Here is a 25,757-nt window from a genome sequence, read left to right as displayed (position 1 = left end):
GGAAACGATCATTCTGGCGTCCATGAGTGCACGACTGCGCAGCATCGCGGCCCGGACCGAGGAGATCGTCGCCGCCGGCCACTACCGCACCCGGGACGGCCGGACCGTCTCCGTCGCCGACGACCTGGCCGCCGCCCTGGCCGGCACCCGGCTCCACGGCCCCGGCCCCGTGGCCGTCACCCCCGACACCGACCGCACGCCCACCCTGGAGGTCACCGGCGAGAGCAGCCTGGCCGCCGCCCGCCGGATGACCTCGGCCGACCCCGCCCGCCCGGTGGCCGTCCTGAACTTCGCCTCCGCCCGCAACCCCGGCGGCGGCTACCTCAACGGCGCCCAGGCCCAGGAGGAGGCGCTCTGCCGGTCCTCCGCCCTCCACGCCACCCTGCTGCGCGTCCCCGAGTACTACGACCACCACCGCGCCGACCGGGACGTCTTCTACTCCGACCGCGTCATCCACTCGCCCCAAGTGCCGGTCTTCCGCGACGACCGGGGCGACCTGCTCGCCGAGCCCTTCACCGTCGGCTTCCTCACCTCGCCCGCCCCCAACGCGGGCGTCGTCCGCCGCACCGCCCCCGAGCGCGCCGACCGGCTGCCCGCGGCCCTCGCCGCCCGCGCCGAACGCGTCCTGGAGACGGCCGCCGCGGCCGGATACCGACGGCTCGTCCTCGGCGCCTGGGGCTGCGGGGTCTTCCGGAACGACCCGGAACAGGTCGCCGGCGCGTTCGCGGCGCTGCTCACCGGGGACGGCCGGTTCGCCGGCCACTTCGAGGAGGTCGTCTTCGCCGTCCTGGACCGCGCCTCCGGCACGCCGACGCTCGCCGCCTTCGCCCGGGTCGTCGGCCGTACGGCCTGACGTGCGGCCCCCGCACGCGCGTGCCACGCTGAAGGGATGCGGACCGATGTCCGAAACCCGTCACGGGAGGCACGATCGTGGGCAAGAAACAGACCCGTGTGAACAAGGGGGCCCGCACCGGCGGCCACGAACACCGCACCGACGCGGCGGCGAAGGAGAAGGCCTCCCGGGTCACCGCGCGGGAGACGCCGATCTCGGCGGTGGAACACGGCCACCGCAAGGAACGCAGGTTCGGCCACAACTGACACGGCTCCCCCCGCGACCGGGGACCACGGCCGACGTCCCGGCCGCGGTGGGACCGAGGGGCCCGACGCCACCACGGCGCCGGGCCCCGACCGTGCCCGGGACGCGGGCACGATCCGGTTCGCACGGCTCCTTACCCGGGGTGCGGGCCCGTCCCGTGCCCGTGCGCAGACCCGGCTCGTACCCCGGGCGCGGAGCCGGCCCGTAGCACTCCGGGCACGGACCTGGCCCGTACCCGGAGTACCGGACCCGGCCCGCCCGTGGAGACGCGGGCCCGGACCGTCGTCGGGACCTACCCCTCCTCCTCCCGGACCGTGATCTCCACCCTCTCCGACACGCTTTCCGCCGTCCGGGGCGCCGGCGGCACCACCCCGCCCAGCTGCTCCCGCGCCGCCGGGCTCATCGTGGCGAGGAGCTGCCGGGCCAGGCCGAGGCCGGTGCCGCCCATCGTCAGGGCCTTGGCGAAGACGTCCGCCATGCCGTCGGCGCCGTTCAGGAGCACCATCTGGTCGACGTTCCCGAAGGCGGACGCGCCCGCGGAGACGATCTCCGGCCACTTCTCGGCCAGTTGCTGGGCGACCACCGCCTCCTGGTTCTCCGCGAGCGCCGCCGCCCGCGCCTTGATCGCCTCGGCCTCCGCCAGACCCTTCGCCCGCGTGGCCTCCGCGACCGCGAGCCCCTTCGCGTGCTGGGCCGCCGCCTCCGCCTCGCCCGTGAGCCGGGTCGCCGTGGCCCTGGCCGCGCTCGCCAGCTCGGTCTCCTTCGCCTCGGCCTCGGCGGCCGAGATCCGGGCGTCGCGCTCGGCCTCCGCCAGCGTCCGGGTCTCGTACGCCATCGCGTCGGCCGGCTTGCGGACCTCCGCCTGGAGCTGCTGCTCCTTGCGGTGCCCCTCCAGCTCGGCGACGCGCGTCTCCTGCACGACGACCTCCTGCCGCGAGGCCGCCTCGGCCAGCGGACCGGCCTGCCGGGCCCGGGCGGAGGCCTGGTCCCGCTCGGCCTGGTAGCCCGCCTGGAGGATCTCGCTGTCCCGGGTCGCCTCCGACATGCGCGCCGCGGCCTGCTGCTCCGCCTCGGTCGCCCGCCGGTTCGCCTCCGCCTGCGCGATCCGCGCGTCCCGCTGGACGGCGGCGGCGTGCGGCGCGGCCAGGTTCTTGATGTACCCGGTCGGGTCCTCGATCTCGTGGATCTGGAGCGAGTCGACGATCAGCCCGAGCTTCTCCATCTCCGTGCCACAGGCCGACCGCGCCTGCCCGGTCAGCTTCTCCCGGTCGCGGATCATGTCCTCCACGGTCAACCCGCCGACGATGGCGCGGAGATGACCGGCGAAGACGATGTGCACCCGCTCGCTCATCAGCTTCTGCTGGTCGAGGAAGCGGCGGGCGGCGTTGGCGATCGACACGAAGTCGTCGCCGACCTTGAAGATCACCACGCCGCGCACCTTGAGCGGGATGCCCTGGTGGGTGACGCACTCGACGGACAGCTGCGTCTCGTTGAGGTCGAGCGAGAGCTTGCGCACCGCCTGCACCCCGGGCAGCACGAGGGTGCCGCGCCCGGTGACGATGCGGAACCCCATGCCCTCGCCGAGGCCCTCGTTCTTGTGGTTGGAACCGGAGATGATCAGCGCCTCGTTGGGTTCGGCGACGCGCCACATCATCTTGAAGACAGCGATCAGAACGGCGACGGCGCCGACGGCGGCGCCCGCGATGATTCCGATGCCCATGGGCAAGGTCCCCCTTCACCGGAGCCGAGCGGACCCGGTGAGGGGAGTGTGCGCCCGCGACGGGCGCCGCTCAACGCCTCCGTCAACCCTCGTACGCGGCTGTGACGTAGACGGTGCGCGGAGGGAGATGTTCCATGACGGTGACGACCGTTCCGATCTCGATCCGCTCCCTCGGCACGGCCGGATGGGCGAGGAAGTGCTCGGCGCCGCCCCGGATCCGGACGATCACCTCGCCGACGAGCCCCGGCCCGACGGTGCCGGTCACCCGGCCGAGCAGTCCCACCATCGAGGTCTCCATCGACGCGTCGTCCATGACCGAACGGTACGTCAGATCCAGCCGTCGAGCGCGGACATGAACCCGTCGAAGTCGTCCCGGTGGACGGTGTGCCCGGTCCGCGCCACCGTACGGACCTCGAAGCCGCGCTCCGTCAGCATCCGGGCGTCGTCGGGCGCGACCAGCAGGCTCGGGTCGGCGAGGGCGACGAGCGAGGGGACGACGGGCCGGGCCGGCCACAGGTCGGCGCCCACGAACGGCGTCAGACCGTACGCCGTCCGCTCGTCCCACACCCGTACCGCCGCCGTCTCGTCGTCGACGTCCTCCTCCGACCAGGCCGGGTTGAGCCCCCGGACCATCTCGCGGGTCAACTCCTTCCCCCGGACGAAGAGTTCGGCCCGGTAGCCGAAGGGACCCGATCGCAGGTGCCAGGCCGGGTCGGAGTACACCGCCCGGCCGGGCTTCAGCCTCTCCACCGCGCGGGAGAGCACGAGCGCCCCCAGCGAGTGGCCGACGGCCAGGTCGACGCCGTCCGGCACGGTCTCCACGAGGTCGTCGGCGTAGTCCTCCGGCCGGTACTCCTCGGGCCCCGCGCCCCGCCCGCTCGCCCCGTGCCCCCGAAGGTCCACCGCGACCACCCGGTAGCCGCGCTCCGCGAGCGCGGGCCCGACCCGGCGCCAGGTGCGGTGGTCGGCCATGATGCCGTGGACCAGCAGGGCCGTCCGGTCCCCGGACCCCCACGTGGTGGTGTGCAGACGCACGGTGCCGCCCCTCCGTCCCTCTCCGCGGTCCGGAGCGCCCCGTCGGCACGTCCGGTACCGGACACAGTACGGCGGCGGGGAGGGACGGCGTCGCGGTGCGGGGAGGGGCCGGCCGGTCTCGCGGGTCGTCCGGCGCGAGCCCCGCCGAGCGCTTAGCGTCGACGCATGAGCACAGTTCCGAAGCGATTCGAGATCCTGCTGGTGCCCGAGCACGTCGAGGACCGCCACGGCGCCTCCGTCGCGGACAGCGCCGTCCGCTCGGCCGTCGTGGAGGCCACCGGACGGCACGGCGAGACCGGCTACCCGATCTACGAGGGGCACGGCATCCGGGCCGACATCGACCCCGAGACGCGCACGGTCGAGGCGCTGCTCGTCGACGGCCGGGAACTCGACTACGCCCTCACGCCCCTGGTCCGTCCCGCTCCCTGACCCGGCCTCCCGCCCGCCGAAGTGCCCCGCATCACCCGCGTACGTCCTGAAACGCTCCGTTGACAGGGCGGGCCGTCGGGCAGAGACTCTGCGCGCCCGGTGGGACGAAAACGGTTCCACCGGCCGAACAGACGAACAGAGTCGTTCCGAAGGTCACGTGGGAGAGAACCGATGAGCATCCGCGACGTCTACATCGTCGACGCCGTCCGCACCCCGATCGGGAAGTTCGGGGGCGCCCTCGCCCCCGTGCGCCCCGACGACCTCGCGGCCCATGTCGTACGGTCGCTCGTCGACCGCTCGCCCGCGCTCGACCCGGCCCGCGTCGACGACGTCTACTTCGGCGACGCCAACGGCGCGGGCGAGGACAACCGCGACGTGGCGCGGATGGCCGTCCTGCTCGCCGGACTGCCCGTCACCGTCCCCGGCGTCACCCTCAACCGCCTCTGCGGCTCCGGCCTGGAGGCCGTGATCCAGGCGGCCCGCGCCATCGCGCTCGGGGACGCCTCCGTGGTGATCGCCGGCGGCGTCGAGTCGATGTCCCGCGCCCCCTGGGTCCTCCAGAAGCCCGAGCGGGCCTTCCCCGCCGGACACCAGCAGCTCCACTCCACGACGCTCGGCTGGCGCATGACGAACCCGCGGATGCCCGCCGAGTGGACGGTCTCCCTCGGCGAGGGCGCCGAGCTGGTCGCCGACCGGCACGGCATCACCCGCGAGCAGCAGGACGCCTTCGCCCTCGCCAGCCACCGCAAGGCCGCCGAGGCCTGGGCGAAGGGCCTGTACGACGACGAGGTCGTGCCCTACCCCGACGTGGACCTGACCCGCGACGAGTCGATCCGGGACAACACGTCCCCGGAGGCCCTGGCCCGGCTCAAGCCCTCCTTCCGGGCCGAGGGCGGCACCGTCACGGCGGGCAACTCCTCCCCGCTCAACGACGGCGCGGCCGCCCTGCTCCTGGTGGACGAGGAGGGGCTGCGCGAGACCGGCCGCGAACCGCTCGCCCGCATCCGCACCTCCGCCGTCACCGGCATCGAGCCCCAGCTCTTCGGCCTCGGCCCGGTCGAGGCGGTCCGCCGGGCCCTGGACAGGGCGGGACGCTCCTTCGCCGACCTGAGGACCTTCGAGCTCAACGAGGCCTTCGCGGCCCAGGCGCTCGGCTGCCTCGCCGAGTGGCCGGAGCTGGACCCGGAGCTCGTCAACCCGCGGGGCGGGGCCGTCGCGATCGGCCACCCGCTCGGCGCGTCCGGCGCCCGCCTCGCCGGATCCGTGGCGCACCAGCTCGCGGCGGCCGGCTCGGGCACGGGCCTCGCCGCCCTCTGCATCGGCGTCGGCCAGGGCCTGGCGCTGGTCCTGGAGCGCTGAGACCGCGCGGACGCGCCGAAGAGGGGTACGGGAAGTCCTCCCGTACCCCTCTCGCGTCCGCTACTGCTGCGGGTTCCCCTGCGCCTGGGCGTTCTCGATGGACTTGCGCACCTCGTCCATGTCCAGCTTCCGCGCCTGGCCGATGAGGTCCTCGAGGGCGACCTCCGGCAGCGCGCCCGGCTGCGCGAACACGGCCACCTTGTCGCGCACGATCATCAGGGTCGGGATCGACTGGATCTCGAAGGCCGCGGCCAGCTCCTGCTGGGCCTCGGTGTCGACCTTGGCGAAGACGAGGTCCTGGTGGCGCTCGGACGCCGCCTCGAAGACCGGGCCGAACTGACGGCAGGGACCGCACCACGAAGCCCAGAAGTCGATCAGAACGAACTCGTTGTCGCTCACGATCTCGTCGAAGTTGTCCTTGGTGAGCTCTACGGTGCTCATGCCTGCCTGCCTTTCGGGGTCTCCTGGTGGTGTCCTCACGGTCCCCGGGGGACTCGCCGGGCACAACGGCGTATCGAGCCGCACTATTCCAGGCCCCTGCCCGCAGACTGGGATCATGACACATGTGGTGGAAGACGAGCAGGCCTACGACGTGGTGGTACTGGGCGCGGGACCGGTCGGCGAGAACGTCGTCGACCGGGTGCGGGCGGCCGGTCTGAGCGCGGCGATCGTCGAGAGCGAGCTGATCGGCGGCGAGTGCTCGTACTGGGCCTGCATGCCCAGCAAGGCGCTCCTCCGGCCCGGGATCGCCCGCTCCGACGCCCGCGCGCTCCCCGGTCTGCGCGAGGCGGCCGGCGGCCCCCTGGACGCGGCGGCGGTCCTCGCCCACCGGAACGAGGTCGTCGGCGACTGGAAGGACGACGGCCAGCTCGACTGGCTGGACTCGATCGGCGTCCGGGTCCTGCGCGGCCACGGCCGCCTCGCCGGGCCGCGCAGGGTCGAGGTCGTGAGCCCCGAGGGCGAGCGCCACGTGCTCACCGCCCGGCACGCGGTCGCCGTCTGCACCGGCAGCCGCGCCGTCCTGCCGGAGCTGCCCGGACTGCCCGGCGCGCGGCCCTGGACCAGCCGCGAGGCGACCTCCTCCCAGGAGGTGCCCGAGCGGCTCGTCGTGGTGGGCGGGGGAGTGGTGGGCGCGGAGATGGCCACCGCCTGGCAGGCCCTCGGCTCGAAGGTGACGATGCTCGTACGGGGCGGGGGCCTGCTCCCCCGCATGGAGCCCTTCGTCGGCGAACACGTGGCCGAGGCGCTCCGGGAGCGCGGCGCGGACATCCGCGACGGCGCGTCCGTCACGGCGGTGGTACGGGACGGGGGCACCGGCCCGGTCACGGTGGTCCTGGAGGGCGGCGACCACGTCGAGGCCGACGAGGTGCTCTTCGCGACCGGCCGGGCCCCGCGCACCGAGGACGTCGGCCTGGAGACGGTCGGCCTGGAGCCCGGTTCCTGGCTGGACGTCGACGACAGCCTCCGGGTGCTCGGCACCGACTGGCTCTACGCCGTCGGGGACGTCAACCACCGCGCCCTCCTGACCCACCAGGGCAAGTACCAGGCCCGGATCGCGGGCGCCGCCATCGCCGCCAGGGCGCGCGAGGAGGCCCTCCCGGACTCCGGGAGCTGGGGCGCGTACGCCGCCACGGCCGACCACGCCGCCGTCCCGCAGGTGGTCTTCACCGACCCCGAGGCGGCCGCCGTCGGCCTGTCGCTCGCGGAGGCGGAGCGGGCCGGGCTGCGGGTCCGGGCCGTGGACCTCGACATGACGCGGGTCGCGGGGGCCGGCCTCTACGCGCCGGGCTACCGGGGCCACGCGCGGATGGTCGTGGACCTGGACCGGGAGGTCGTCGTCGGCGCCACGTTCGTCGGCCCGGGGATCGGCGAGCTCCTCCACTCGGCGACGGTCGCGGTCGTCGGCGAGGTCCCGATCGCCCGCCTGTGGCACGCCGTCCCCTCGTACCCGACGCTGAGCGAGGCGTGGCTGCGCCTCCTGGAGGCCTACCGGGGCTGAGGCCCCGTCACCGCTCGGCGGAAGCGCCCCGGGGGACCAGGGCCCGCGCCGCCGAGCGGGCCACCTCCAGGACGGCCCCGGGGTCCTGCCCCAGGACCACCCGGGTGCTCAACCCGTCGAGCAGCGCCAGGAGTTCGGAGGCGCGGGCGCCGGTGTCCAGCGGGGCGAAGCGCTTCCGCGCGACACCCGCCGCGAGCAGGGCCTCCAGGTCCTCCTGCCAGCCCCGGTCCAGCTCGACCTGGGCCTCGCGCAGCGCGTCGTTCCCGGCCGCGCGGGCCCAGAGCTCGATCCACAGCGTCCAGCGCGGGTCGCGGGGCCCGCGCGGCAGGTAGAGCCGCAGGAACAGGTCCAGCTTGCGTTCCGCCGCGACCCGCCGGCCGAGCAGCGCCCGGCGCTCCCCGGCCAGCGCCGCCTCGCTCCAGCGGAGGGCGGCGAGCAGCAGCAGGTCCTTGCTGCCGAAGTAGTACAGGATGTGGCCGCCGCTCGTGCCGAGCCGCTCCGCGAGCGCCGACATGGTGAGGGAGGCGAGGCCGTCCTCGGCGATCGCCGCCATGGCCTCCTCCAGCATCCGCTCCTGGGTGACGTGCCCGTCCCGCCGTCGTGCCGTGCCTGCCACCGCCGCCGTCCCCGTCCCGCTCTTCCGTCCGTCTCCGCCACGCAGGATCCGTCGTGCGCGGATCCGCCCTGTAGGGACCGACCCTAACCGCAACCTCCGAAGGTCTTGACGTGGCCGGAACCTTTCGCACATCTTGAATGCCGTTCTAAAACTTAGAACGGCATTCAAGACAGGAGTGCGGTGTGCTCGGACACGAGACGGCGGCCGTGACCACGGGAACCGCGAGGACCACGGGCCGCGACGAGGTGTTCCAGGTCGAGGAACACGGCATCGACCCCATACCCGACGCCGAACGGCACGGCAGCGCCAAGGACGTCTTCTGGCTCTGGTTCGGCTCCAACCTCACCTTCACCTACGTCATCAACGGCGCCCTCGCCGTCGCCTTCGGGCTCTCCTTCTGGCAGGCCACCGCCGTCGTCGTGACCGGCGGCCTCGCCTTCCTCGCCATCGGCGCGGCCGGCCTCAGCGGCGTGCGCACCGGCACCGCCACCCTCGTCGTCTCCCGCGCCGCCTTCGGCCGCCGGGGCAACTGGCCCGCCGGCCTCCTCAACTGGATCGTCAGCATCGGCTACACCGTCGTGAACACGGTGGTGGGCACCCTCGCCCTGGAAGCCTTCCTCGCCGACCTCGGCTGGAGCGGCGGACACGCCCCCCGCGCCCTGGCCCTCGCCGTCACCCTCGCGCTGACCTTCGCCGTCGCCCTCTGGGGCCACGCCACCGTCCAGTTCGCCGAACGCTGGATGGCGTACGTCCTCGCCGTCGGCTTCGCCGCCCTGGTCGTCCTCGTGCTGCCCGGCGCCGACACCTCCGCCCCCGCCGCCGCGCCCGGCGCCCAGGCCTGGAGCCTCGCCTTCGTCGTCGTGCTCGCGGGCCCCTTCTCGTACCTCCCGATGCCCGCCGACTACACCCGCTACCTGCCCCGCACGACCTCCCTCGGGGCCGTCACCCGCAGCGGCGCCCTCGGCGGCTTCCTCTCCTCCGTCGCCCTGGGCGTCGCCGGCGCGGCCGCCGCGACCCAGGCCGACATGACCGACGCCGTCGCGGGCGCCGAGGGCCTGCTCCCCGGCTGGTTCCAGCCGCTCTTCCTCGCCCTGGTCCTCGGCGGCTCCGTCACCAACTCGATCATCACGCTCTACTCGTCGAGCCTGAACCTCCAGGTCCTCGGCATCCCCTGGAGCCGGGCCCGCGCCATCGTCATCAGCGCCGCCGTCACCGCCGCCGGCTCCCTCGGCGCCCTCTTCCTCACCGACTTCACCACCTCGCTCCTCTCCTTCCTCTCCCTCCTGATCATCGTCTTCGCCCCCTGGGGCGGGGTCTTCCTCGCCGACATGGTGCTGCGCCGCTGCACCTACGACTCCGCCGGCCTGCACGCGGACACCGGCGGCGCCTACTGGTACCGCTCCGGCTGGCACCCGGCCGGCCTCACCGCCCTCCTCGCGGGCCTCGTCTTCTCCGCGCTCACCTGCGACTCCGAACTGTGGACCGGCCCGCTCGTCGCCCCGCTCGGCGGCGCGGACCTCACCCTGCTCGGCGCGGCCGTCTCGGCCCTGGTGTACGTGCTCCTCGCCCGCGGGCGCGTCACCCCGCACCGCACCTGACAGCCACCGCACCCCACCCCTCCCGTACGTCATGGAGCCACCCCGCATGAACAGCACCGCCCCCGTCCCCGCCGACCTCGTCCTCACCGGCGCCCGGATCCACACCGTCGACCCCGGCCTCCCCGAGGCGGAGGCCCTCGCCGTCCGCGACGGGCGCATCGTCTGGATCGGCTCCGACGACGGCGCCGCCGCCTGGACCGGGCCCGGCACCCGGGTCCTCGACGCGGGCGGACGGCTCGTCCTGCCCGGCTTCGTCGACGCCCACAACCACGTCCGCCTCGGCTCCGACGACGCCTGCGTCCAGCTCGCCGGCGCCCGCACCCTCGACGCGATCCACGAGCGGATCCGCACCTGGCACGCGGCGAACCCGGACGCCGAGTGGATCGAGGCCGAGGCCTTCGACTACTCGGCCGTGCCCGGCGGGCGCATGCCCACCGCCGCCGACCTCGACCCGGCCACCGGCGACACCCCCGCCCTCGTCCTCAGCTACGACGTGCACACCGCCTGGCTGAACACCGCCGCCCTCAAGCGGCTCGGCGTCGACCGCGACCACACCGACCTGCCCTTCGGCCGGGCCGTCACCGACCCGGCGACCGGCGAACCCACCGGATTCGTCAAGGACTTCGCGATCAAGGGCCTCTCGCGCGAGGGCCACCGCGCCCTGCGCGACCTCGGCCTGCCCTGGGCCTCGTCCGACCGCCAGTACGGACGGCTCGCCAAGAGCCTCGACGACGCCATCGGCTTCGGCATCACCACCGTCGTCGAACCGCAGAACTCTCTCGACGACCTCGCCCTCTTCGAGCGCGCCCGCCACGAGGGCCGGCTGCGCTCCCGGATCGTCGCCGCGCTCTTCCACCCGCGCGGCACCACCGAGGCGGACCTCGACGCCTTCGCGGCGGCGGCCGACGCGCACGACGACGACCGGCTGCGGGTCGGCCCGCTCAAGCTGTACATCGACGACGTCGTCGAACCCCGCACCGCCGCCCTCCTGGAGCCGTACGCGGGCTGCTCCCACCACCGGGGCGACACCTTCTACCCGCCGGAGGAGTTCGCCGAGCTGCTCACCCGGCTCGACGCGCGCGGCTTCCAGTGCTTCGTGCATGCCACCGGCGACCGGGGCATCCGCACCGTCCTCGACGCCGTCGAACGCGCCCGCGCCGCCAACGGACCGCGCGACGCGCGCCACCAGGTCGTGCACGTCGAGTGCCTCGACCCGGACGACACCCCGCGCTTCGCCGAGCTCGGCGTCGTCGCCTGCATGCAGCCCCGGCACGCGGCCCCCGACATCGCGGGACCGGGCCAGGACTGGGCCGAGAACGTCGGCCCCGACCGCTGGCACAAGGCCTGGCCGCTGCGCAGCCTGCACGCGGCCGGCGCGGTCCTCGCCCTCTCCAGCGACTGGAACGTCGCCGAGATGGACCCCATGGTCGGCATCCACGCCGCCGTCACCCGCCGCCCGCCCGGCGGCGGCGAGGCCTGGACGGCCGGCGAGACGATCGACGTCGCCACCGCCGTCGAGGGCTACACGAGGGGCTCGGCGTACGCCAACTTCCTGGAGCACGAGCGCGGATCCCTGACCGTGGGCAAGCTGGCCGACTTCGTCGTCCTCTCCCGCGACATCCTCCGCATCGCCCCCGAGGACATCCCGGGCACCGTCGCGGAGACGGTCGTGGTCGGCGGCGAGGTGGTCGTGGAGCGCCGTACGGGGGAGTGACCCGGACACCGGTCCGGCCGTGGACCGTCCCCGGTCCGGCACGGCCGGACCGGGGACGGCGGACCGGGGATCAGAGCCGGTCGAGGATCTTCCGCAGCTCGGCGATCTCCGCGGACTGGGTCCGCACGACGTCGTCGGCGAGCTTCCTGGCCGCCGGGGCGAGGCCGTTCCTCCGCTCGTCCTCCGCCATGGTCACCGCACCTTCGTGGTGGGCGATCATCAGCTCGGCGAAGGCGCGGTCGAACTCCTCGCCCCGGGCCCCCGCCAGGTCCTTCATGTCCTGCTCGGACATCATCCCGGCCATGCCGTGACCGGAGCCGTGGCCGCCCGCGTGACCGGCGGACTCGGGCCTGTCCCAGCCCTTGAGCCAGGCCCGCATCCTGCGGATCTCCGGGTCCTGGGCCCGCGCGATCGCGGCGGCCAGCTTCTTGACGCCGGCGTCCTCGGCCCGGCCGCCGGCGAGCTCCGCCATCTCCAGGGCCTGCTCGTGGTGGGGGATCATCATCTGCGCGAACATGACGTCCGCGTCGTTGAAGGGCCCCGGAGCGGGCGCCTGGGAGGCGGCCGACCCCGGCGCGGCGGCGGTGACGGACGGGGAGGCGGTGGCGGACGCCGACGGGGCGGCGTCGTCCGCGCCGCAGGCGGTGAGCAGGAGTCCGGTCGCGGCGACGGCGCCGACGAGGGCGGACGTCCGGGTGGCGCGGTTCGTGAAGGCGCGCATGCGCATGGGTGACACCTCGTGTGCTGTGCGTACGGATCCTCACGGTTCCGTACGAAGGGAGAAGGGCGGGTCGAAGCGGCTCACGGGCGCTGCTGTGGAGCACCCGTGGGCGGGACGGCCGCCTATATCCGCAGGACGGACAGCAGGGCGAGGTCGGGGGGACGGCGGGGCGGGGCGTGCGGAGCCCGTACGTGCGCGAGGCGCGCCAGGAAGGGGACGAGCCGTTCGGGGCCGCGTCCCAGCGCGGCCAGGACGAGCCGCGCCAGCAGCCAGACGCCGAGGACGGCCACGCACAGCGTGGTCATGTCCGTCCCCGGGCCGGGATCGTGCCGGGCGTCGGAGCTCCCGCCGTCGTGCGCGGGAGAGGCGGTGGCGGCGGTGGTGTGCGTGCCGCCGTCGGAGCCCTCCGGGTGGCCCATGGTGTGCATCAGGAACACGCCGAGCGCGAGCACGACGACGAGCAGGAGGTGCGCGAGGGCACCTCCTGCTCGTCGACGGCGTTCCGCCCGGTGTGTACGCACGGTCAGGACCTCCTGGCCGGCGAATATACCGTGCGGGGGTATCAAGAGCGCGTCAGGACACCGTCTCGCCCGCCATGGCGGCGGCCATCCGCAGATGCGGCGCGGCCTCCTCCGGGCGCCCCTGCCGCTCCAGGACGCGGCCGAGCATCAGCCGGGCGTAGTGCTCGACCGGGTCGCGCTCCAGGATCGCCCGCAGCTCGTCCTCGGCCCGCGACAGCCGGGCGGAGTGGTAGTACGCCCGGGCGAGGAGGAGCCGCTGGGCCGTCTGGTCCGGGTGCTCGGCGACGAGGCCGCGCAGGATGCGGACGGCGGTCCCGTACTCCTTCGCGTCGAAGAACAGCCGCGCCCGGTCCCAGCGCTCCCCGGCCGTGCCGAACTCGTAGTACGTGTCGCTCACTCGCTCTTCCTTTCCGGAGCTGAGGATCCGCCGCCCGGTGGGGGCGGTCGACCGGTTCAACAAGCCGAGTTGGTTGAACATTCCACTACTGTCTTCCGGCGCTCACCCGACTTCTCGCGGTCCCACCGGAGCGCCTCGCCCCGCCGCTCCCGGACGGGAATAGGTTGGGCGCCATGAGCAATCTCGATCGCCAGGCCGTGCCGACCGTCTGCGGCGGACGCGGGTTCGTCGTCGCCGAGCCGGTACGGGAACTCCTCAGCCCCCGCCACGTCCGGCTCGGCGAATCGACCGAGGTCCGCCGGCTGCTCCCGAACCTGGGCCGCCGGATGGTCGGCGCGTGGGTCTTCGTCGACCACTACGGCCCCGACGACATCGCCGACGAGCCCGGCATGCAGGTCCCGCCCCACCCCCACACGGGGCTCCAGACCGTCAGCTGGCTCCACGAGGGCGAGGTGCTGCACCGCGACTCCACCGGCAGCCTCCAGACCATCCGCCCGCGCGAGCTGGGCCTGATGACCTCCGGCCGGGCGATCTCCCACTCCGAGGAGAGCCCCCGGCCGCACGCCCGCTTCCTGCACGGCGCCCAGCTCTGGGTCGCCCTCCCCGACGCCCACCGCCACGTGGAACCCCGCTTCGAGCACCACGCCGACCTGCCCCGCGCCACCGCCCCCGGCCTCACGGCCACGGTGATCCTGGGCTCCCTCGACGGCGCCGCCTCGCCGGGCACCGCGTACACCCCGATCGTCGGCGCCGACCTCGCCCTCGCGGCCGGCACCGAGGCGAACCTCCCGCTGGAGCCCGACTTCGAGTACGCGGTCCTCGCCATGTCCGGCGAGACCCGCGTCGACGGCGTGCCCGTCCTGCCCGGCTCGATGCTCTACCTCGGCTGCGGCCGCACCGAACTCCCCCTCCGCGCCCTCTCGGACGCGGGCCTGATGCTCCTCGGCGGCGAACCCTTCGCCGAGGAGATCGTCATGTGGTGGAACTTCGTCGGCCGATCCGGTGAGGAGATCGCACAGGCGCGCAACGACTGGGAGGAGGGCTCGCGGTTCGGCGAGGTGCACGGCTACGACGGCGCCCGCCTGTCCGCCCCCGAGCTGCCCGCCGTTCCGTTGAAGCCGCGGGGACGGGTGCGCTGACCTGGGGAAACCTGCGGCCGGGCTGGCCGTGCCCTCGCTGACGGCCGCCATGCCGGGACTCCCGGTCCGCATCCGTCCGGCCGGGCGCGATTTCCACGGAGCGAGTGCGCTTCGTTCCCGGCGACTGCCGGGGGCCGGGTGCGGAGACGGCCGGTAGGGCCGCGGACCCTTCCCGGACATGAGCCCCGCACCGCTCCCCGGACTCGACCAGGCGGCCCGGATGCCACGACACCTCCCGCACCGGGCCGGAGCGGCCTGGACGATCGACGTGATGCGGTTCGTGCCGTAGCGGTGCTTCCACCGTCTGAGGCGTCGACACGGAACGGTACGTGGCCGGAAGCGACACGGCGAAGGTGGTCGCCACCAAGGCGCGCATGCCGCTGACCCGGTGGGAAGGGCTTTTCTCGTCCCTCGGTCACCCGTCAGGACGTCGGCTCCACCACCTCTGAGCAAGTCCAACATTTTTCAACATCTTGATGTACGCACCAGTGATTGTCGTGGCATGAACGGCCAACAGCCCCGCCCAGGTGTCCTGCCTGGGTAACGGTGGCGTATCGAACCGGAACCAGCATGAGGGTCTGTTGACTTTTGATGGAAACGGCGATTTTCTGTGGTTCGTTGAGTTGGTTCGCGATCGACTGTGGTGACTTCATCGCTCCGAAGTGCCCGGTCGTCCGCTCTCGCACCGTCGTCGGACAGGACCGGAACCGTCGTTCCCCCCGCGCCGCGATCCCCCGCGAGTCCATCTGATCCCGTGTCCCACCGGCCGGCCACGCGCGGCCCGTCCCAGCAAGGGGAATGACATGTTCACTGAATACAACCGGCGGCCGGTGGCGGCGGTCGTCCTGGGCCTGGCCTCCGTGCTCGCGCTGACCTCCTGCTCCAGTGGGCAGCAGGCGGCCGGCCCGGGCGGGGAAGCCGCCAAGGTCGACGGCAAGATATCCCTGACCTACCTTCAGAAGCAGGGAGACCAGGAGTACTTCGTCGGCGAGGCGGCCGGCGCCAAGGCCAAGGCGGACGAGCTCGGCATCGACCTGAAGGTCGTCAACCTCGGCAACGACGCCAACAAGACCATCAGCGAGGCCCAGTCGGCGATCTCGCAGAAGAGCAACGGCCTGATCGTCGTCGTCCCCGACCCGGCCGTCGGCCCCCAGGTCGCCCAGATCGCCAAGGACGCCAAGGTCGCCCTGCTCACCTCCGACGACCAGATCTGTACGACCGGCCCCGACCCGTCCTCCTGTCCGGCCGACGCCCTGGTGCCCCGGATCGGCTTCAGCGGCGCCCAGATGGGCGGCGAGGTCGGCAAGCGCGCCGCCGCCGAGTTCAAGAAGGCCGGCTGGAACCCCGCCGAGACCCGCACCCTCTCCGCCTGGAAGCAGGACGTGACCGTCTGCACCGACCGCGTCAAGGCCGCCAAGGAGGCCTTCGCCGCCGGCTCCGGCGCCACGGTGCGGAACATCGACGTCCCCACGGACAACAGCCCCACCGGCGCCCAGGACAAGATCGCGGCCACCGTCACCGCCAACCCCGGCGTCAAGCACTGGGTGGTCTGGGGCTGCAACGACGAGAACGTCCAAGGTGGGGTGACCGCCCTCGAGAACGCCGGCTTCAAGGCCGACGACGTCATCGGCGTCGGCCTCGGCGCCTACCTGGCCTGCAAGAACTGGAGCTCCGGCAAGCCGTCCGGCATGAAGGCCGCGCTGTTCATCAACGGCGAGGACGTCGGCGCCCTGGCCGTGCAGACCATGTACGACAGGCTCAAGAACGGCAAGGCCTTCCCCAAGGAGGCCTTCGCCCCGACCACGATGGTCGACGCCTCCACCTGGAAGTCCGCCGGAGTCACCTGCGGCTGAGCCGCGGCCCCCAGGCGCCGGTGCGGCGGCCTGTCCCGCCCGCCGCACCGGCTCTCCCGGCCGCCCGCCGCATCGCCGTACCAGCGGGGTCCCCCGCCGCCCGGCGCTCCGTCCCCATTCCCTCCAGCCCGTGAGGCCACCATGACCACACCCGGCACCCCACCCATCACGACGGCGACCCCAGGTGCCGGTGTCGCCGTCGAGAACATCACCAAGCGCTTCGGCACCGTTCAAGCCCTCGGCGGCGTCACCCTGAGCTTCCCCCCGGGACAGGTCACCGCCCTCATGGGCGAGAACGGCGCGGGCAAGTCCACGCTGCTGAAGATCCTCACCGGCGACCACCGGCCCACCGAAGGACGCGTCCTCCTCGACGGGGCACCGGTCTCGTTCGCCTCGCCGCAGGACGCGCGCAGGGCCGGGATCCGCATCATCCCGCAGGAACCGGAGATCATCCCGCACGTCTCCGTGGCGGAGAACGTCTACGCCGGATCCCTGCCCCGCAAGGCCGGTCGGCGCCTCGACCGCGCCGAGCTGCGCCGCAGGATCACCGCCGACCTGGCCCGGCTCGGCTTCGAGAAGGTCATCGACCCCGACCAGCTCGGATCCCGACTGACCCCCGCCCAGAGGCAGTTGGTGGAGATCCTGCGGGCGCTCACCGGCGAGGCCAGGGTCATCGCCTTCGACGAGCCGACCTCCTCGCTCGCGGAGAACGAGGCCGAGGCCCTGTTCGCCCTGATCGGCCGACTGCGCGCCCGGGGCATCGCGATCGTCTACGTCTCCCACCGCATGAAGGAGATCTTCCGGCTCGCCGACCGGATCGCGGTGCTCCGCGACGGCGCCTCCGCCGGAGTCCTCGACGCCGCGCGGACCACCGAGGGCGAAGTCGTGCGGATGATGGTCGGCCGCGACCTCTCCTCGCTGTTCGTACGGCAGGACGTGGCCCGGGACGAGGTCGTCCTCGAACTGGACGGCGTCACCACCGACGACGTCACCGGCATCAGCCTCCGCGTCAGGGCCGGAGAGGTCGTCGCCCTCGCCGGACTGATGGGCGCCGGACGCTCGGAGCTGGGACTCGCGCTCGCCGGCGACCGCCCCCTGCGCTCCGGACGGATCACCCTGAACGGCCGGCCCCTGAAGCTGCGCAGCCCGAAGGACGCCATCCGGGCCGGCATCGGTCTGGCCCCCGAGGAGCGCAAGGCCCAGGCCCTCTTCCTGCAGCGCTCCATCCGCGACAACACCTCCCTGGTCAGCCTGGATCGGCTGCGCCGGATGCGCTTCGTCCGCGGCGGCCGCGAGAAGGCGGCCGCCCAGGACTTCTCCGACCGGCTCAGGGTGCGCACCCCGTCCATCGAGCACGAGGTGCGCAAGCTGTCCGGTGGCAACCAGCAGAAGGTCGTCCTCGCCCGGTGGCTGCTGCGCCGGCCGAAGGTCCTGATCCTCGACGAACCCACCCGGGGCATCGACATCGGCGCCAAGGCGGAGATCTACCGGATCGTCGCCGACCTCGCGCGGGACGGCGTCGCCCTGCTCGTGATCTCCTCCGAGCTCCCCGAGGTGCTCGGACTCGCCGACCGCGTCGTGGTGATGCAGAACGGCCGCGTCACCGGCGAACTCGCCCGCGCCGAGGCGACCGAGGAATCGATCCTCAACCTCGCCATGGCCGAAGACCTGGCCACGGCCGAAGCTCCCGCCACTCCGGCCGCCGCCCCGACCCGTACCGACTCCGCCCATGGAGGCCCCCGATGACCACCGCCACCACCTCCCCGGCCGAGACCGAGAAGGCCCCGCCGAAGGCCCGCGGGCGCTCGCCGCTGGCCGCCCTCGGCGGGCAGAACCTCAGCCTCATCGGTGCGCTCGTCGTGGTCCTCGGCCTGTTCGGCGCCCTCAACGAGAACTACCTGAGCTGGGCCAACATCCAGGTCATCGGCGAGGCCGTGACGATCACCGGCCTCCTCGCCATCGTCCAGACCGTCGTCATCATCTGCGGCGGCCTGGACATCTCGGTCGGCTCGCAGGCGGGCCTGGCCTCCGTGGTCAGCGCGATGGCCTTCACCTCGGCCGGCTCCGACCCGTACCTCGGCATGGGGGCCGCACTGCTCGTCGGGGCCCTCGTCGGCGTCGTGAACGGCGTGGCCATCGTCTACGGGCGGGTCAACCCGACCATCGCCACCCTCGCCGGACTCGCCGCGTACAAGGGCGTCGCCCAGCTGGTCTCCGACGGGCGCGCCCAGGGCTACGTCCTCAACGACCCGGTCTTCGTGTTCCTCGGCCGCGGCAGGATCGCCGGCCTGCCGGTGATGATCTGGATCCTCGTCGTCGTCGCGATCGCCGTGCACGTGATGCTCAAGTACACCGACATCGGCCGCAACCTCTACGCGATCGGCGGCAACGACACCGCCGCCCGCCTGGCCGGCATCAACATCAACAAGTACCTCGTCGCGGTCTACGCCCTCATCGGCGTCGTCGCCGCCGTCGCCGGCATCCTGCTCACCGCCCGCACCGGCTCCGGCCAGCCCGTCTCCGGCAGCGAGGGCCTGGAACTCAAGGCCATCACCGCCGCGGCGCTCGGCGGCTGCGCCCTCAAGGGCGGCAAGGGAGGCGTCGGCGGCACCCTGCTCGCCGTCGCCCTCCTCGGCGCCCTGGAGAACGGCCTGACGGTCGAGGGCATCAACACGTTCTGGCAGAACGTCGCCCAGGGCGCCCTGCTCGTGGCCGCCGTGGTGATCCAGCAGCGCCGGAGCGGCGAACGGGCCGTCGGACTTCCGCACTGACCGGCACGGACCGTCGTACGGGTGAGGCCCGTCCCCCGGGAAGGGGACGGGCCTCACGCGTGCGGTCAGCGGACCGTACGCGTCACCACTCGGCCTGCGAGCCGTCGTCGCGCCGCCACACCGGGTTGCGCCAGCGGTGACCGGTCTCCGCGGCGCGCTCCACCGCCTTCTCGTCGATCTCGACGCCCAGCCCCGGAGCGGTGAGGAGCCCGACGTGCCCGTCGTCGTAGCGGAAGACCGACGGGTCCACGAGGTAGTCGAGCAGGTCGGAGCCCTCGTTGTAGTGGATGCCCAGGCTCTGCTCCTGGATCAGCAGGTTGGGGGTGGCGAACCCCACCTGGAGGCAGGCCGCGAGCGCGAGGGGACCGAGCGGGCAGTGCGGGGCCAGCGAGACGTCGTACGCCTCCGCCATGGCCGCGATCCGCCGTACCTCCGAGATCCCCCCGGCGTGCGAGAGATCGGGCTGGGCGACGGCCACCCCCGACTCCAGGACCTTCTTGAAGTCCCAGCGGGAGTAGAGGCGTTCACCGGTCGCCACCGGAATGCCCGTCGACCGGACGACATCGCCGATGCGGTCGCTCAGCTCGGGCACCACCGGCTCCTCGACGAAGAACGGCAGGTACTCCTCCAGGAGCGGTACGACCCGCCGGGCCATCGGGAGCGTGAGCCGGCCGTGGAAGTCCACGGCGATGTCGAAGTCGTCCCCCACCCGCTCGCGGACGCTCGCCACCCGCGCGACGATGTCGTGCACGGCCTTCGGCGTGTCGATGAGCCGCAGCTGCGCCGAGGCGTTCATCTTGATCGCGGTGAAACCCTCGGCGCGGCGCGCGGCCGCCGCCTCGGCGACGTCGGTCGGACGGTCGCCCCCGATCCAGCTGTACACCCGTATCCGGTCGCGGACGTTGCCGCCGAGCAGCTGCCACACCGGAACGCCCAGGGCCTTGCCCGCGATGTCCCACAGCGCCTGGTCGATGCCGGCCACCGCGCTGGAGAGCACCGGGCCGCCCCGGTAGAAGCCGCCCTTGGTGAGGACCTGCCAGTGGTCCTCGATCCGCAGGGGGTCCTGGCCGACGAGGTATTCGGAGAGCTCGTCGACGGCGGCGGCGACGGTGTGCGCGCGGCCCTCGACGACCGGCTCGCCCCAGCCGGTGATCCCCTCGTCCGTGTCGACGCGCAGGAAGCACCAGCGGGGGGCCACCAGATAGGTGCGCAGGGAGGTGATCTTCACTTGGACTCCTTCTTCACGGTCCAGCCGCCGTCCACGGTCAGGCTCGTCCCGGTGATGTACGAGGCCTCCTCGGAGGCCAGGAAGGCGACGGCGGCGGCCACTTCCTCGGGGCGGCCGAGCCGGGTGAGGGCGGTCGCGCGGGCGGACAGTTCGAGGTCGTCCTCCGCCACGCCGTCCCAGGTCTCGGTGAGGATGGGGCCCGGGAGCACCGAGTTGAAGCGCACGTCGGGCCCGTACTCGACGGCGAGCTGGCGGACGAGCGCGCACATGCCGCCCTTGGCCGCCGCGTACGCCGGGTGGCCGGGCAGGCCGAACAGCGCGTGCACGCTGGACGTGGCGACGAACGAGCCGCGCGCGGCGCGCAGGTCCTCGACGAAGGCGCGGACCGCGAAGTAGACCGCCGTGAGGTTGACGGACATCTCGCGGTTCCAGTCCGCGGCGGTCAGCTCGTGCGCGGCGGCGTCCCGGTGCGTGAACGCGTTGCTGTGGACGATGTCGACGGGACCGAACAGCGCGTGCGTACGGTCGCGCAGCGCGTCCCAGTCCTTCTCGTCGGAGACGTCGCAGCGTACGAACGCGGCGTGTCCGCCGTCGACGCCGATCCTCTCCGCGAGGTCCGTGCCGGCCTCCTCGGCGATGTCGGCGAGGACGACGGACGCCCCTTCGGCGGCCAGGCGGACGGCGACGGCCGCGCCGATGCCGGAGGACGCGCCGGTGACTACGGCCGTCCTCCCGTGGAAACGGTTCATGACGATGCTCCTGTGCGTGCTTTTCGGGGGAAGGGGAGAGGACGGCCCGGTCAGCGGGTGACGTCCTCGCCCTGGACGAGGCCGAGTTCGGCGCGGCGGGGCAGGCCCTCCCAGTCGCCGTGCACGGCGACGGTGAACGCCCCGCACACGGCGCCGGTCCGCAGCCGGTCGCGCGGCGGTGCGCCGTCGAGGAGGGTCGCGAGGTATCCGGCGACGAAGGAGTCGCCGGCCCCGATGGGGTCGACGGGGGTGACGGGCACGGCGTCCTGGCGGACGATCCCGTCGCGGGTGGCGGCGAGGGCGCCGCGCGACCCGAGCTTGAGCACGGCCTCCCGGGGGCCGAGGCGCAGCAGCGCTTCGGCCATGGCGGCCGGCTCCGCCCCGGGAACGACGAGCGAGGCCTCCTCCGGGCCGGCGAAGACGATGTCGGACCGGGCGACGAGGTGGGCGAGTTCGGCGGCGGCCTCCTCGCGGGACCACAGCAGGGAGCGGTGGTTGAGGTCCAGGGACACCGTGACGCCGGCCGCCCGGGCGGCCTCGACGGCGTGGCGCACCGCCGCCCGGGCCGCGTCGCCGAGCGCGGGCGTGATGCCCGTGACGTGCAGCACCCGTGCGCCGGCGACGAGTTGTTCGTCGACGTCTCCCGGTGCGAGGCGGGAGCCGGCCATTCCCCGGCGGTAGTACACGACGCGGGTGTGGTCGCCGGTACGGCGTTCCCGCAGCATCAGGCCGGTCGGGGCGCCGGCGTCCTCGACGACGCGGGTCACGTCGACGTCCGCGGCCCGCAGCCCGTCGAGGATCATCGTGCCCCCGGCGTCGGCGCCCACCCGGCCGGTCCACGAGGCGGTGTGGCCGAGGCGGCGCACGCCGATCGCGACGGTGGCCTCCGCGCCGGCGAAGGTCAGGCGCAGCGCCGCCCCGTGGGCGAGGGGGCCGGGGTCGGTCGCCGCGGCCACGATCATCGCCTCGCCGAGGGTGACCAGGGCCGCGGAGGTCGGCGTCGCGCGCGCCGTCACGATCCGGCCCCGTGCAGGAGGGCGTCGGCCCGCCCGCGCAGGGCGTCCAGGCTGCCGCCCTCGCAGGCGTCGCCCACCAGGGGACCGCCCATGCCGAGGGCGGCGGCACCGGCCGCGAGGTAGGCGGGGGCCTGGTCCAGGGAGATGCCGCCGGTCGGTACGAGGGGGATCGACCCGAGGGGCGCGCGCACGGCCCGTACGTACTCCGGTCCTCCGACCGAGGCGGGGAACAGCTTCACCATGGTGGCGCCGGCCTGCCACACGGAGAGGATCTCGCTCGTCGTGAACGCGCCGGGAAGCACGGGAACGCCGAGCCGCCGTCCTTCGGTGACGACGTCGAGGCAGGTCGCGGGGGTGATCAGGTACGTGGCGCCCGCTTCGACGGCCCGCCGCGCGTCGGCCGGGGTGACGACCGTGCCGGCGCCCAGCGCCAGCCCGTCGGGCTTGGCGCCGGCGTACTCGCGCAGCGCGTCCAGGGCGCCGGGGGTGCTGAGGGTGAACTCCACCGCCCTTATGCCGGAGGCGTGCAGGACGTCGGCGACGTCCGGGAAGCGCCGGGACGACCCGGAGCGGAGGATGGCGATCACCGGCGTCGCGGTGAGGGCGTCGATCAGGTCGGTCATGACAGGGGTCCCTGCTGGTCGTGGGCGGTGGTGTCGGAAGGGGAAACGGGTGCGGGGCCGTCCGCGAACGGGGGTACGGGCACGCCCGTGGCGCCCGGACGGCAGACGAAGAGCCGCCCGGCGTCCGGCTCGTCGCGCAGTTGTTCGGGGCTGCGCCCCTCGGTGGCGGTGGTGATCACCAGGACGTCGAGGTCCGGTCCCGCGAAGGCGCAGCTGGAGACGTGGGCGGCCGGGACCTCCACGACGGCGCACGGTTCGCCCTCCGGGGTGAACGCCCGTACCTCGCCCGCGCCCCAGACCGCGACCCAGACCCGGCCCTCGGTGTCCACGGCGAGGCCGTCCGGCTCCTCGCCCTCGTCGAACACCGCGAAGGGGCGGCGGCCGGAGAGCGTGCCGGTGGTGACGTCGTAGTCGAAGACGTCGACCCGGCGCGTCGGGCTGTCGGCGAAGTGGAGCAGGCGCCCGTCCGGGCTCCAGCCCAGGCCGTTGGAGATGGTCACCGAGTCGAGCAGGGTGGCGACCGTGCCGTCCGGGTCCAGGCGGTAGAGGGAGCCTGCGCCCTCGGTGAGGTCATGGGCCATGGTCCCGGCGAGGAGCCGGCCCCGGGGGTCGCACTTGGCGTCGTTCATCCGCCGGCGCACTCCGTCGTCGGCGTCCGCCGGTGCGGCGATCAGGGAGTGGTCGCCCGCTTCCGTGACGTCCAGGAAGTCCGTACCGGCGGCGGCGACCATCCCTCCGGAGGCGCGGGGCGCCACGGCCCCCACGTGGCGGCCCAGGTCGAGGGTGGACAGGAGGGACACGTCGGGCAGCCCGCTCCCGTCGCCCCGCTCCACGAGGCTGCCGCGGTGGACGAGGCCCGCCGTGATGTCCACCCAGAGGAGTTCTCGTCGGTGCCGGTCCCACACCGGTCCTTCGGACAGCAGTCCTGGTCCGGGGGTGCAGGGGACCGCTTTCCATCGCATGTCGTCGCTCCTTGGCGCGGGGGAGTGGGGGCACACCGGACCCGCCCTCGACGGGCGGGGGTGCCGCTGCGGGAAGTGGAGGTGTGCCGAGGCGTACGCCGGTACGGCAGTCGTCGTCGGCCCGCCTGTGAAGGGGGGCCGGAAGTGCCCCGTGCGCGAAGGCGGCGAGGCGGCGGTGACCGGGCCCCGGAGCGGGCCGTGGCCGAGAGGGACCGGCGGTCGAGGCCGGTGGCGGGGACGGTGGGGGCCGGACGCCGCGCCGACCGGAGCGGGCGGCGTCCACAAGGGGCCGGAGGGGTCTCGGCCCTCCGGAGCGGCCCGCTCCTACTCCTCGGTGGGGCCGAGGTCGGCGGTGTCGAGGAAGTCGACGGTACGGGCCCGGTGGCCGGCGTGGAGTTCCAGGACGACGACCTCGTTCGTACCGGCCCGCAGGACGGGGGTGGGGACGTACAGCGACCGCTGCGGGCCGCGGGACCAGTAGCGGCCGAGCGCGAAGCCGTTGACCCAGGCGTTGCCCTTGGTCCAGCCGTCGAGGTGCAGGAACGTGTCGGCCGGCTCGATGACCTCGAAGGTGCCCCGGTGGAAGGCCGGGCCGACGGGCGTCGCCGTGCCGGCCGCGAAGGGGACGTCCTCCAGCGTGGTGAGCGGGAGCGGGCGGCTGGTCCAGCCCGCGAGCTCGGCGCCGTCGAGGAGGACCGCGCCGAGCAGTCCCTTGCGGTCGTGGATGCCCTGTCCGTAGTTCACCCGGCCCTGGTTCTCCACCAGGACCGAGAGCGTGCTGCCGGCCCGGGGGACCGTGAAGGCGAGGGCGTGCTCGTGGTTCTCGCGCTCCAGGACGCCCACCGGCTGCCCGTCGACGAAGACCTGGGCGCGGTCGCGGACCTGCTCGACCTCCAGGAGGGCGGGGCCGGACAGGGGCAGGAGGGTCTCGTACAGGACGAAGCCGAAGTCCTGCTCCAGCTCCTCCATGGTCAGCGGCCGGCGGGAGCCGATCCCCGGCGCCAGCGCGGCCGCGTTCGTCAGCAGCTCGGCGCGCTCCGTCAACGCGACCCCGGGGGCGGCCAGTTTGGCGCCCGGCGCGGGGACGGGGCCGCTCGGGACGGGGGCGTACTTGGCGATGACGTCGCGGAAGGCGGTGTACTTCTCCGTCGGGTCGCCGGCCTCGTCGAGCGGGGCGTCGTAGTCGTAGGAGGTGACGGTGGGCCGGTAGGTGTGCTTGTCGTTGGCGCCGTTGGTGAAGCCGAAGTTGGTGCCGCCGTGGAACATGTAGAAGTTGACCGAGGCGCCGGTGGCGAGGAGTTCGTCGAGTTCGCGGGCGGCCCGGTCGGGGTCGCGGACCACGTGGTGGGCGCCCCAGCGGTCGAACCAGCCGATCCAGAACTCGGTGGTCATCAGCGGCCCCTCGGGGCGCCGCGCGCGCAGGGCGGCCAAGTGGTGGGCCGAGCGGCTGCCGAAGTTGGCGGTGGCGAGGACGCCGGGCAGGGCGCCGCGCTCCAGGTCGGCCGGCTGGTCGCAGGTGAAGAGGGGCACGTCGACCCCGTGGGCGCGCAGCGAGTCGGCGACGTGCTCCAGATAGGCGGTGTCGTCGCCGTGGGCGCCGTACTCGTTCTCCACCTGCACGGCGAGGACCGGGCCGCCCCGCGGGGCGAGGTGCGGCCGGAGCGGGGGCAGCAGACGGCCGAAGAAGTCGTCCACCGCCGCCAGGAACCGGGGGTCGCGGGAGCGCAGCCGCATGTCCGGCTCGGCGAGCAGCCACGAGGGCAGACCGCCGCCCTCCCACTCCGCGCAGATGTACGGGCCGGGGCGCAGGAGCACGTGCAGCCCCTCGGCGGCGGCGAGTTCGAGGAAGCGGGGCAGGTCGAGGCCGCCGTCGAGGACGAAGCGGTCGGGGCGCGGCTGGTGGAGGTTCCAGGGGACGTAGGTCTCGACGGTGTTGAGCCCCATGAGCCGGGCCTTGCGGAGCCGGTCCCGCCACTGCCCGGGGTGGACCCGGAAGTAGTGCAGCCCGCCGGACAGGAAGCGGAAGGGACGGCCGTCGAGCAGGAATCCGGCCTTGTCTGTCTGGAGAACGGGCATGGGCTGCTTGCTCCTGTACGTGAAGGGTGGTGCGGGTCGAGACGCCGCTACGGTATGTTTGCGCAAACATCAAGGGCGTGACAAGCCCTGTCCGCATGCGTGCGGGGCGGAGGCGCGGCACGGCTCCGCCCCGCG

25 protein-coding genes are annotated in these 25,757 nt (G+C 73.7%); 11 read left to right on the top strand and 14 right to left on the bottom strand.

What is annotated here, in order from left to right; all coding sequences use genetic code 11:
- The first annotated feature begins 22 nt into the window (after window positions 1-22).
- A complete protein-coding gene (locus tag ACWGSR_RS29395) occupies window positions 23-853 on the top strand; it encodes a TIGR02452 family protein (protein ID WP_453570832.1) in 831 nt (276 codons plus the stop codon).
- A gap of 77 nt (window positions 854-930) precedes the next feature.
- On the top strand, window positions 931-1,098 hold the full coding sequence (locus ACWGSR_RS29390) for a hypothetical protein (RefSeq protein WP_376237503.1): 168 nt from the start codon (window positions 931-933) through the stop codon (window positions 1,096-1,098).
- 290 nt (window positions 1,099-1,388) lie between these two features.
- On the opposite strand, the gene ACWGSR_RS29385 is transcribed toward ACWGSR_RS29390, so the two are convergent.
- From ACWGSR_RS29385 to ACWGSR_RS29375, 3 genes are all read right to left on the bottom strand, one after another.
- Window positions 1,389-2,816, bottom strand: coding sequence for an SPFH domain-containing protein (locus ACWGSR_RS29385; protein WP_376237506.1), 1,428 nt, complete (start codon window positions 2,814-2,816; stop codon window positions 1,389-1,391).
- A gap of 82 nt (window positions 2,817-2,898) precedes the next feature.
- On the bottom strand, window positions 2,899-3,129 hold the full coding sequence (locus ACWGSR_RS29380) for a hypothetical protein (RefSeq protein WP_376237509.1): 231 nt from the start codon (window positions 3,127-3,129) through the stop codon (window positions 2,899-2,901).
- A 14-nt stretch (window positions 3,130-3,143) separates the two neighbouring features.
- A complete protein-coding gene (locus tag ACWGSR_RS29375; protein ID WP_453570827.1) occupies window positions 3,144-3,851 on the bottom strand; it encodes an alpha/beta fold hydrolase in 708 nt (235 codons plus the stop codon).
- A 165-nt stretch (window positions 3,852-4,016) separates the two neighbouring features.
- Here ACWGSR_RS29375 and ACWGSR_RS29370 point away from each other — a divergent pair, with 165 nt between their 5' ends.
- Both ACWGSR_RS29370 and ACWGSR_RS29365 read left to right on the top strand, forming a co-directional pair.
- On the top strand, window positions 4,017-4,280 hold the full coding sequence (locus ACWGSR_RS29370; RefSeq protein ID WP_366378591.1) for a hypothetical protein: 264 nt from the start codon (window positions 4,017-4,019) through the stop codon (window positions 4,278-4,280).
- Between the two features lie 171 nt (window positions 4,281-4,451).
- Entirely contained in the window at window positions 4,452-5,639 is a 1,188-nt protein-coding gene (locus ACWGSR_RS29365; protein ID WP_432128342.1) for a thiolase family protein, read from the top strand.
- 60 nt (window positions 5,640-5,699) lie between these two features.
- Here ACWGSR_RS29365 and trxA read toward each other — a convergent pair whose 3' ends face one another.
- Window positions 5,700-6,080 carry a thioredoxin gene (gene trxA, locus ACWGSR_RS29360; protein ID WP_376237517.1) on the bottom strand — a complete coding sequence of 127 codons (381 nt, stop codon included), beginning with the start codon at window positions 6,078-6,080 and terminating at the stop codon, window positions 5,700-5,702.
- A gap of 115 nt (window positions 6,081-6,195) precedes the next feature.
- On the opposite strand from trxA, the gene ACWGSR_RS29355 reads away from it, so the two are divergent.
- Window positions 6,196-7,638, top strand: a complete 1,443-nt coding sequence (locus tag ACWGSR_RS29355) for a dihydrolipoyl dehydrogenase family protein (protein ID WP_453570822.1) — start codon at window positions 6,196-6,198, stop codon at window positions 7,636-7,638.
- A gap of 7 nt (window positions 7,639-7,645) precedes the next feature.
- Here ACWGSR_RS29355 and ACWGSR_RS29350 read toward each other — a convergent pair whose 3' ends face one another.
- Window positions 7,646-8,254 (bottom strand): TetR/AcrR family transcriptional regulator, encoded by a 609-nt coding sequence (locus ACWGSR_RS29350; RefSeq protein ID WP_376237522.1) that lies wholly within the window; start codon window positions 8,252-8,254, stop codon window positions 7,646-7,648.
- 182 nt (window positions 8,255-8,436) lie between these two features.
- Between ACWGSR_RS29350 and ACWGSR_RS29345 the strand changes: the two genes are divergently transcribed.
- Together ACWGSR_RS29345 and ACWGSR_RS29340 are read left to right on the top strand one after the other, a co-directional pair.
- On the top strand, window positions 8,437-9,852 hold the full coding sequence (locus ACWGSR_RS29345; RefSeq protein WP_376237524.1) for a purine-cytosine permease family protein: 1,416 nt from the start codon (window positions 8,437-8,439) through the stop codon (window positions 9,850-9,852).
- Between the two features lie 46 nt (window positions 9,853-9,898).
- Window positions 9,899-11,566 carry an amidohydrolase gene (locus ACWGSR_RS29340; protein WP_453570817.1) on the top strand — a complete coding sequence of 556 codons (1,668 nt, stop codon included), beginning with the start codon at window positions 9,899-9,901 and terminating at the stop codon, window positions 11,564-11,566.
- A 70-nt stretch (window positions 11,567-11,636) separates the two neighbouring features.
- Here ACWGSR_RS29340 and ACWGSR_RS29335 read toward each other — a convergent pair whose 3' ends face one another.
- From ACWGSR_RS29335 to ACWGSR_RS29325, 3 genes are all read right to left on the bottom strand, one after another.
- A complete protein-coding gene (locus tag ACWGSR_RS29335) occupies window positions 11,637-12,287 on the bottom strand; it encodes a DUF305 domain-containing protein (RefSeq protein ID WP_453570859.1) in 651 nt (216 codons plus the stop codon).
- A gap of 122 nt (window positions 12,288-12,409) precedes the next feature.
- On the bottom strand, window positions 12,410-12,808 hold the full coding sequence (locus ACWGSR_RS29330; protein ID WP_453570814.1) for a DUF6153 family protein: 399 nt from the start codon (window positions 12,806-12,808) through the stop codon (window positions 12,410-12,412).
- A 52-nt stretch (window positions 12,809-12,860) separates the two neighbouring features.
- Window positions 12,861-13,205 (bottom strand): tetratricopeptide repeat protein, encoded by a 345-nt coding sequence (locus ACWGSR_RS29325; RefSeq protein WP_376237532.1) that lies wholly within the window; start codon window positions 13,203-13,205, stop codon window positions 12,861-12,863.
- A 173-nt stretch (window positions 13,206-13,378) separates the two neighbouring features.
- On the opposite strand from ACWGSR_RS29325, the gene ACWGSR_RS29320 reads away from it, so the two are divergent.
- From ACWGSR_RS29320 to ACWGSR_RS29305, 4 genes are all read left to right on the top strand, one after another.
- On the top strand, window positions 13,379-14,344 hold the full coding sequence (locus ACWGSR_RS29320; RefSeq protein WP_453570811.1) for a pirin family protein: 966 nt from the start codon (window positions 13,379-13,381) through the stop codon (window positions 14,342-14,344).
- 803 nt (window positions 14,345-15,147) lie between these two features.
- Window positions 15,148-16,197, top strand: a complete 1,050-nt coding sequence (locus tag ACWGSR_RS29315) for a substrate-binding domain-containing protein (protein WP_376241783.1) — start codon at window positions 15,148-15,150, stop codon at window positions 16,195-16,197.
- A 141-nt stretch (window positions 16,198-16,338) separates the two neighbouring features.
- On the top strand, window positions 16,339-17,943 hold the full coding sequence (locus tag ACWGSR_RS29310) for a sugar ABC transporter ATP-binding protein (RefSeq protein WP_453570808.1): 1,605 nt from the start codon (window positions 16,339-16,341) through the stop codon (window positions 17,941-17,943).
- The gene (locus ACWGSR_RS29305; RefSeq protein ID WP_376241779.1) at window positions 17,940-18,968 is read left to right on the top strand and encodes an ABC transporter permease; all 1,029 of its coding nucleotides are present in this window, start codon (window positions 17,940-17,942) and stop codon (window positions 18,966-18,968) included. Before ACWGSR_RS29310 ends, ACWGSR_RS29305 begins: the two co-directional genes overlap by 4 nt.
- An 82-nt stretch (window positions 18,969-19,050) precedes the next feature.
- Here the strand turns inward: ACWGSR_RS29305 and dgoD are convergent, their stop codons facing one another.
- The 6 genes from dgoD to ACWGSR_RS29275 form a co-directional block, all read right to left on the bottom strand.
- Entirely contained in the window at window positions 19,051-20,196 is a 1,146-nt protein-coding gene (gene dgoD / locus ACWGSR_RS29300; RefSeq protein WP_453570805.1) for a galactonate dehydratase, read from the bottom strand.
- Window positions 20,193-20,945 carry an SDR family NAD(P)-dependent oxidoreductase gene (locus ACWGSR_RS29295; protein ID WP_453570802.1) on the bottom strand — a complete coding sequence of 251 codons (753 nt, stop codon included), beginning with the start codon at window positions 20,943-20,945 and terminating at the stop codon, window positions 20,193-20,195. The genes dgoD and ACWGSR_RS29295 overlap by 4 nt, the downstream gene beginning before the upstream one ends.
- A gap of 50 nt (window positions 20,946-20,995) precedes the next feature.
- A complete protein-coding gene (locus ACWGSR_RS29290; RefSeq protein WP_453570799.1) occupies window positions 20,996-21,961 on the bottom strand; it encodes a sugar kinase in 966 nt (321 codons plus the stop codon).
- On the bottom strand, window positions 21,958-22,584 hold the full coding sequence (locus ACWGSR_RS29285) for a bifunctional 4-hydroxy-2-oxoglutarate aldolase/2-dehydro-3-deoxy-phosphogluconate aldolase (protein WP_376241771.1): 627 nt from the start codon (window positions 22,582-22,584) through the stop codon (window positions 21,958-21,960). The genes ACWGSR_RS29290 and ACWGSR_RS29285 overlap by 4 nt, the downstream gene beginning before the upstream one ends.
- Window positions 22,581-23,546, bottom strand: coding sequence for an SMP-30/gluconolactonase/LRE family protein (locus ACWGSR_RS29280; protein WP_376241769.1), 966 nt, complete (start codon window positions 23,544-23,546; stop codon window positions 22,581-22,583). The genes ACWGSR_RS29285 and ACWGSR_RS29280 overlap by 4 nt, the downstream gene beginning before the upstream one ends.
- A 324-nt stretch (window positions 23,547-23,870) precedes the next feature.
- A complete protein-coding gene (locus tag ACWGSR_RS29275) occupies window positions 23,871-25,622 on the bottom strand; it encodes a glycoside hydrolase family 35 protein (protein WP_453570794.1) in 1,752 nt (583 codons plus the stop codon).
- Window positions 25,623-25,757 lie beyond the last annotated feature (135 nt).

It is taken from the genome of Streptomyces sp. NPDC055632 (assembly GCF_053618675.1).
The sequence above is the reverse complement of the archived record's forward strand: the minus strand, read 5'-3'. Positions and strand labels throughout refer to the sequence as shown.

Bases quoted from the DNA above. Each gene is read 5' to 3' on its own strand.
- ACWGSR_RS29320 (WP_453570811.1), top strand. From the start codon at position 13,379: ATGAGCAATCTCGATCGCCAGGCCGTGCCGACCGTCTGCGGCGGACGC.
- ACWGSR_RS29355 (WP_453570822.1), top strand. From the start codon at position 6,196: ATGACACATGTGGTGGAAGACGAGCAGGCCTACGACGTGGTGGTACTG.
- ACWGSR_RS29385 (WP_376237506.1), bottom strand. From the start codon at position 2,816: ATGGGCATCGGAATCATCGCGGGCGCCGCCGTCGGCGCCGTCGCCGTT.
- trxA (WP_376237517.1), bottom strand. From the start codon at position 6,080: ATGAGCACCGTAGAGCTCACCAAGGACAACTTCGACGAGATCGTGAGC.
- ACWGSR_RS29315 (WP_376241783.1), top strand. From the start codon at position 15,148: ATGTTCACTGAATACAACCGGCGGCCGGTGGCGGCGGTCGTCCTGGGC.
- ACWGSR_RS29285 (WP_376241771.1), bottom strand. From the start codon at position 22,584: ATGACCGACCTGATCGACGCCCTCACCGCGACGCCGGTGATCGCCATC.
- ACWGSR_RS29340 (WP_453570817.1), top strand. From the start codon at position 9,899: ATGAACAGCACCGCCCCCGTCCCCGCCGACCTCGTCCTCACCGGCGCC.
- ACWGSR_RS29395 (WP_453570832.1), top strand. From the start codon at position 23: ATGAGTGCACGACTGCGCAGCATCGCGGCCCGGACCGAGGAGATCGTC.
- ACWGSR_RS29365 (WP_432128342.1), top strand. From the start codon at position 4,452: ATGAGCATCCGCGACGTCTACATCGTCGACGCCGTCCGCACCCCGATC.
- ACWGSR_RS29380 (WP_376237509.1), bottom strand. From the start codon at position 3,129: ATGGACGACGCGTCGATGGAGACCTCGATGGTGGGACTGCTCGGCCGG.
- ACWGSR_RS29295 (WP_453570802.1), bottom strand. From the start codon at position 20,945: ATGAACCGTTTCCACGGGAGGACGGCCGTAGTCACCGGCGCGTCCTCC.
- ACWGSR_RS29310 (WP_453570808.1), top strand. From the start codon at position 16,339: ATGACCACACCCGGCACCCCACCCATCACGACGGCGACCCCAGGTGCC.
- ACWGSR_RS29335 (WP_453570859.1), bottom strand. From the start codon at position 12,287: ATGCGCGCCTTCACGAACCGCGCCACCCGGACGTCCGCCCTCGTCGGC.
- ACWGSR_RS29275 (WP_453570794.1), bottom strand. From the start codon at position 25,622: ATGCCCGTTCTCCAGACAGACAAGGCCGGATTCCTGCTCGACGGCCGT.
- ACWGSR_RS29370 (WP_366378591.1), top strand. From the start codon at position 4,017: ATGAGCACAGTTCCGAAGCGATTCGAGATCCTGCTGGTGCCCGAGCAC.
- ACWGSR_RS29305 (WP_376241779.1), top strand. From the start codon at position 17,940: ATGACCACCGCCACCACCTCCCCGGCCGAGACCGAGAAGGCCCCGCCG.
- ACWGSR_RS29280 (WP_376241769.1), bottom strand. From the start codon at position 23,546: ATGCGATGGAAAGCGGTCCCCTGCACCCCCGGACCAGGACTGCTGTCC.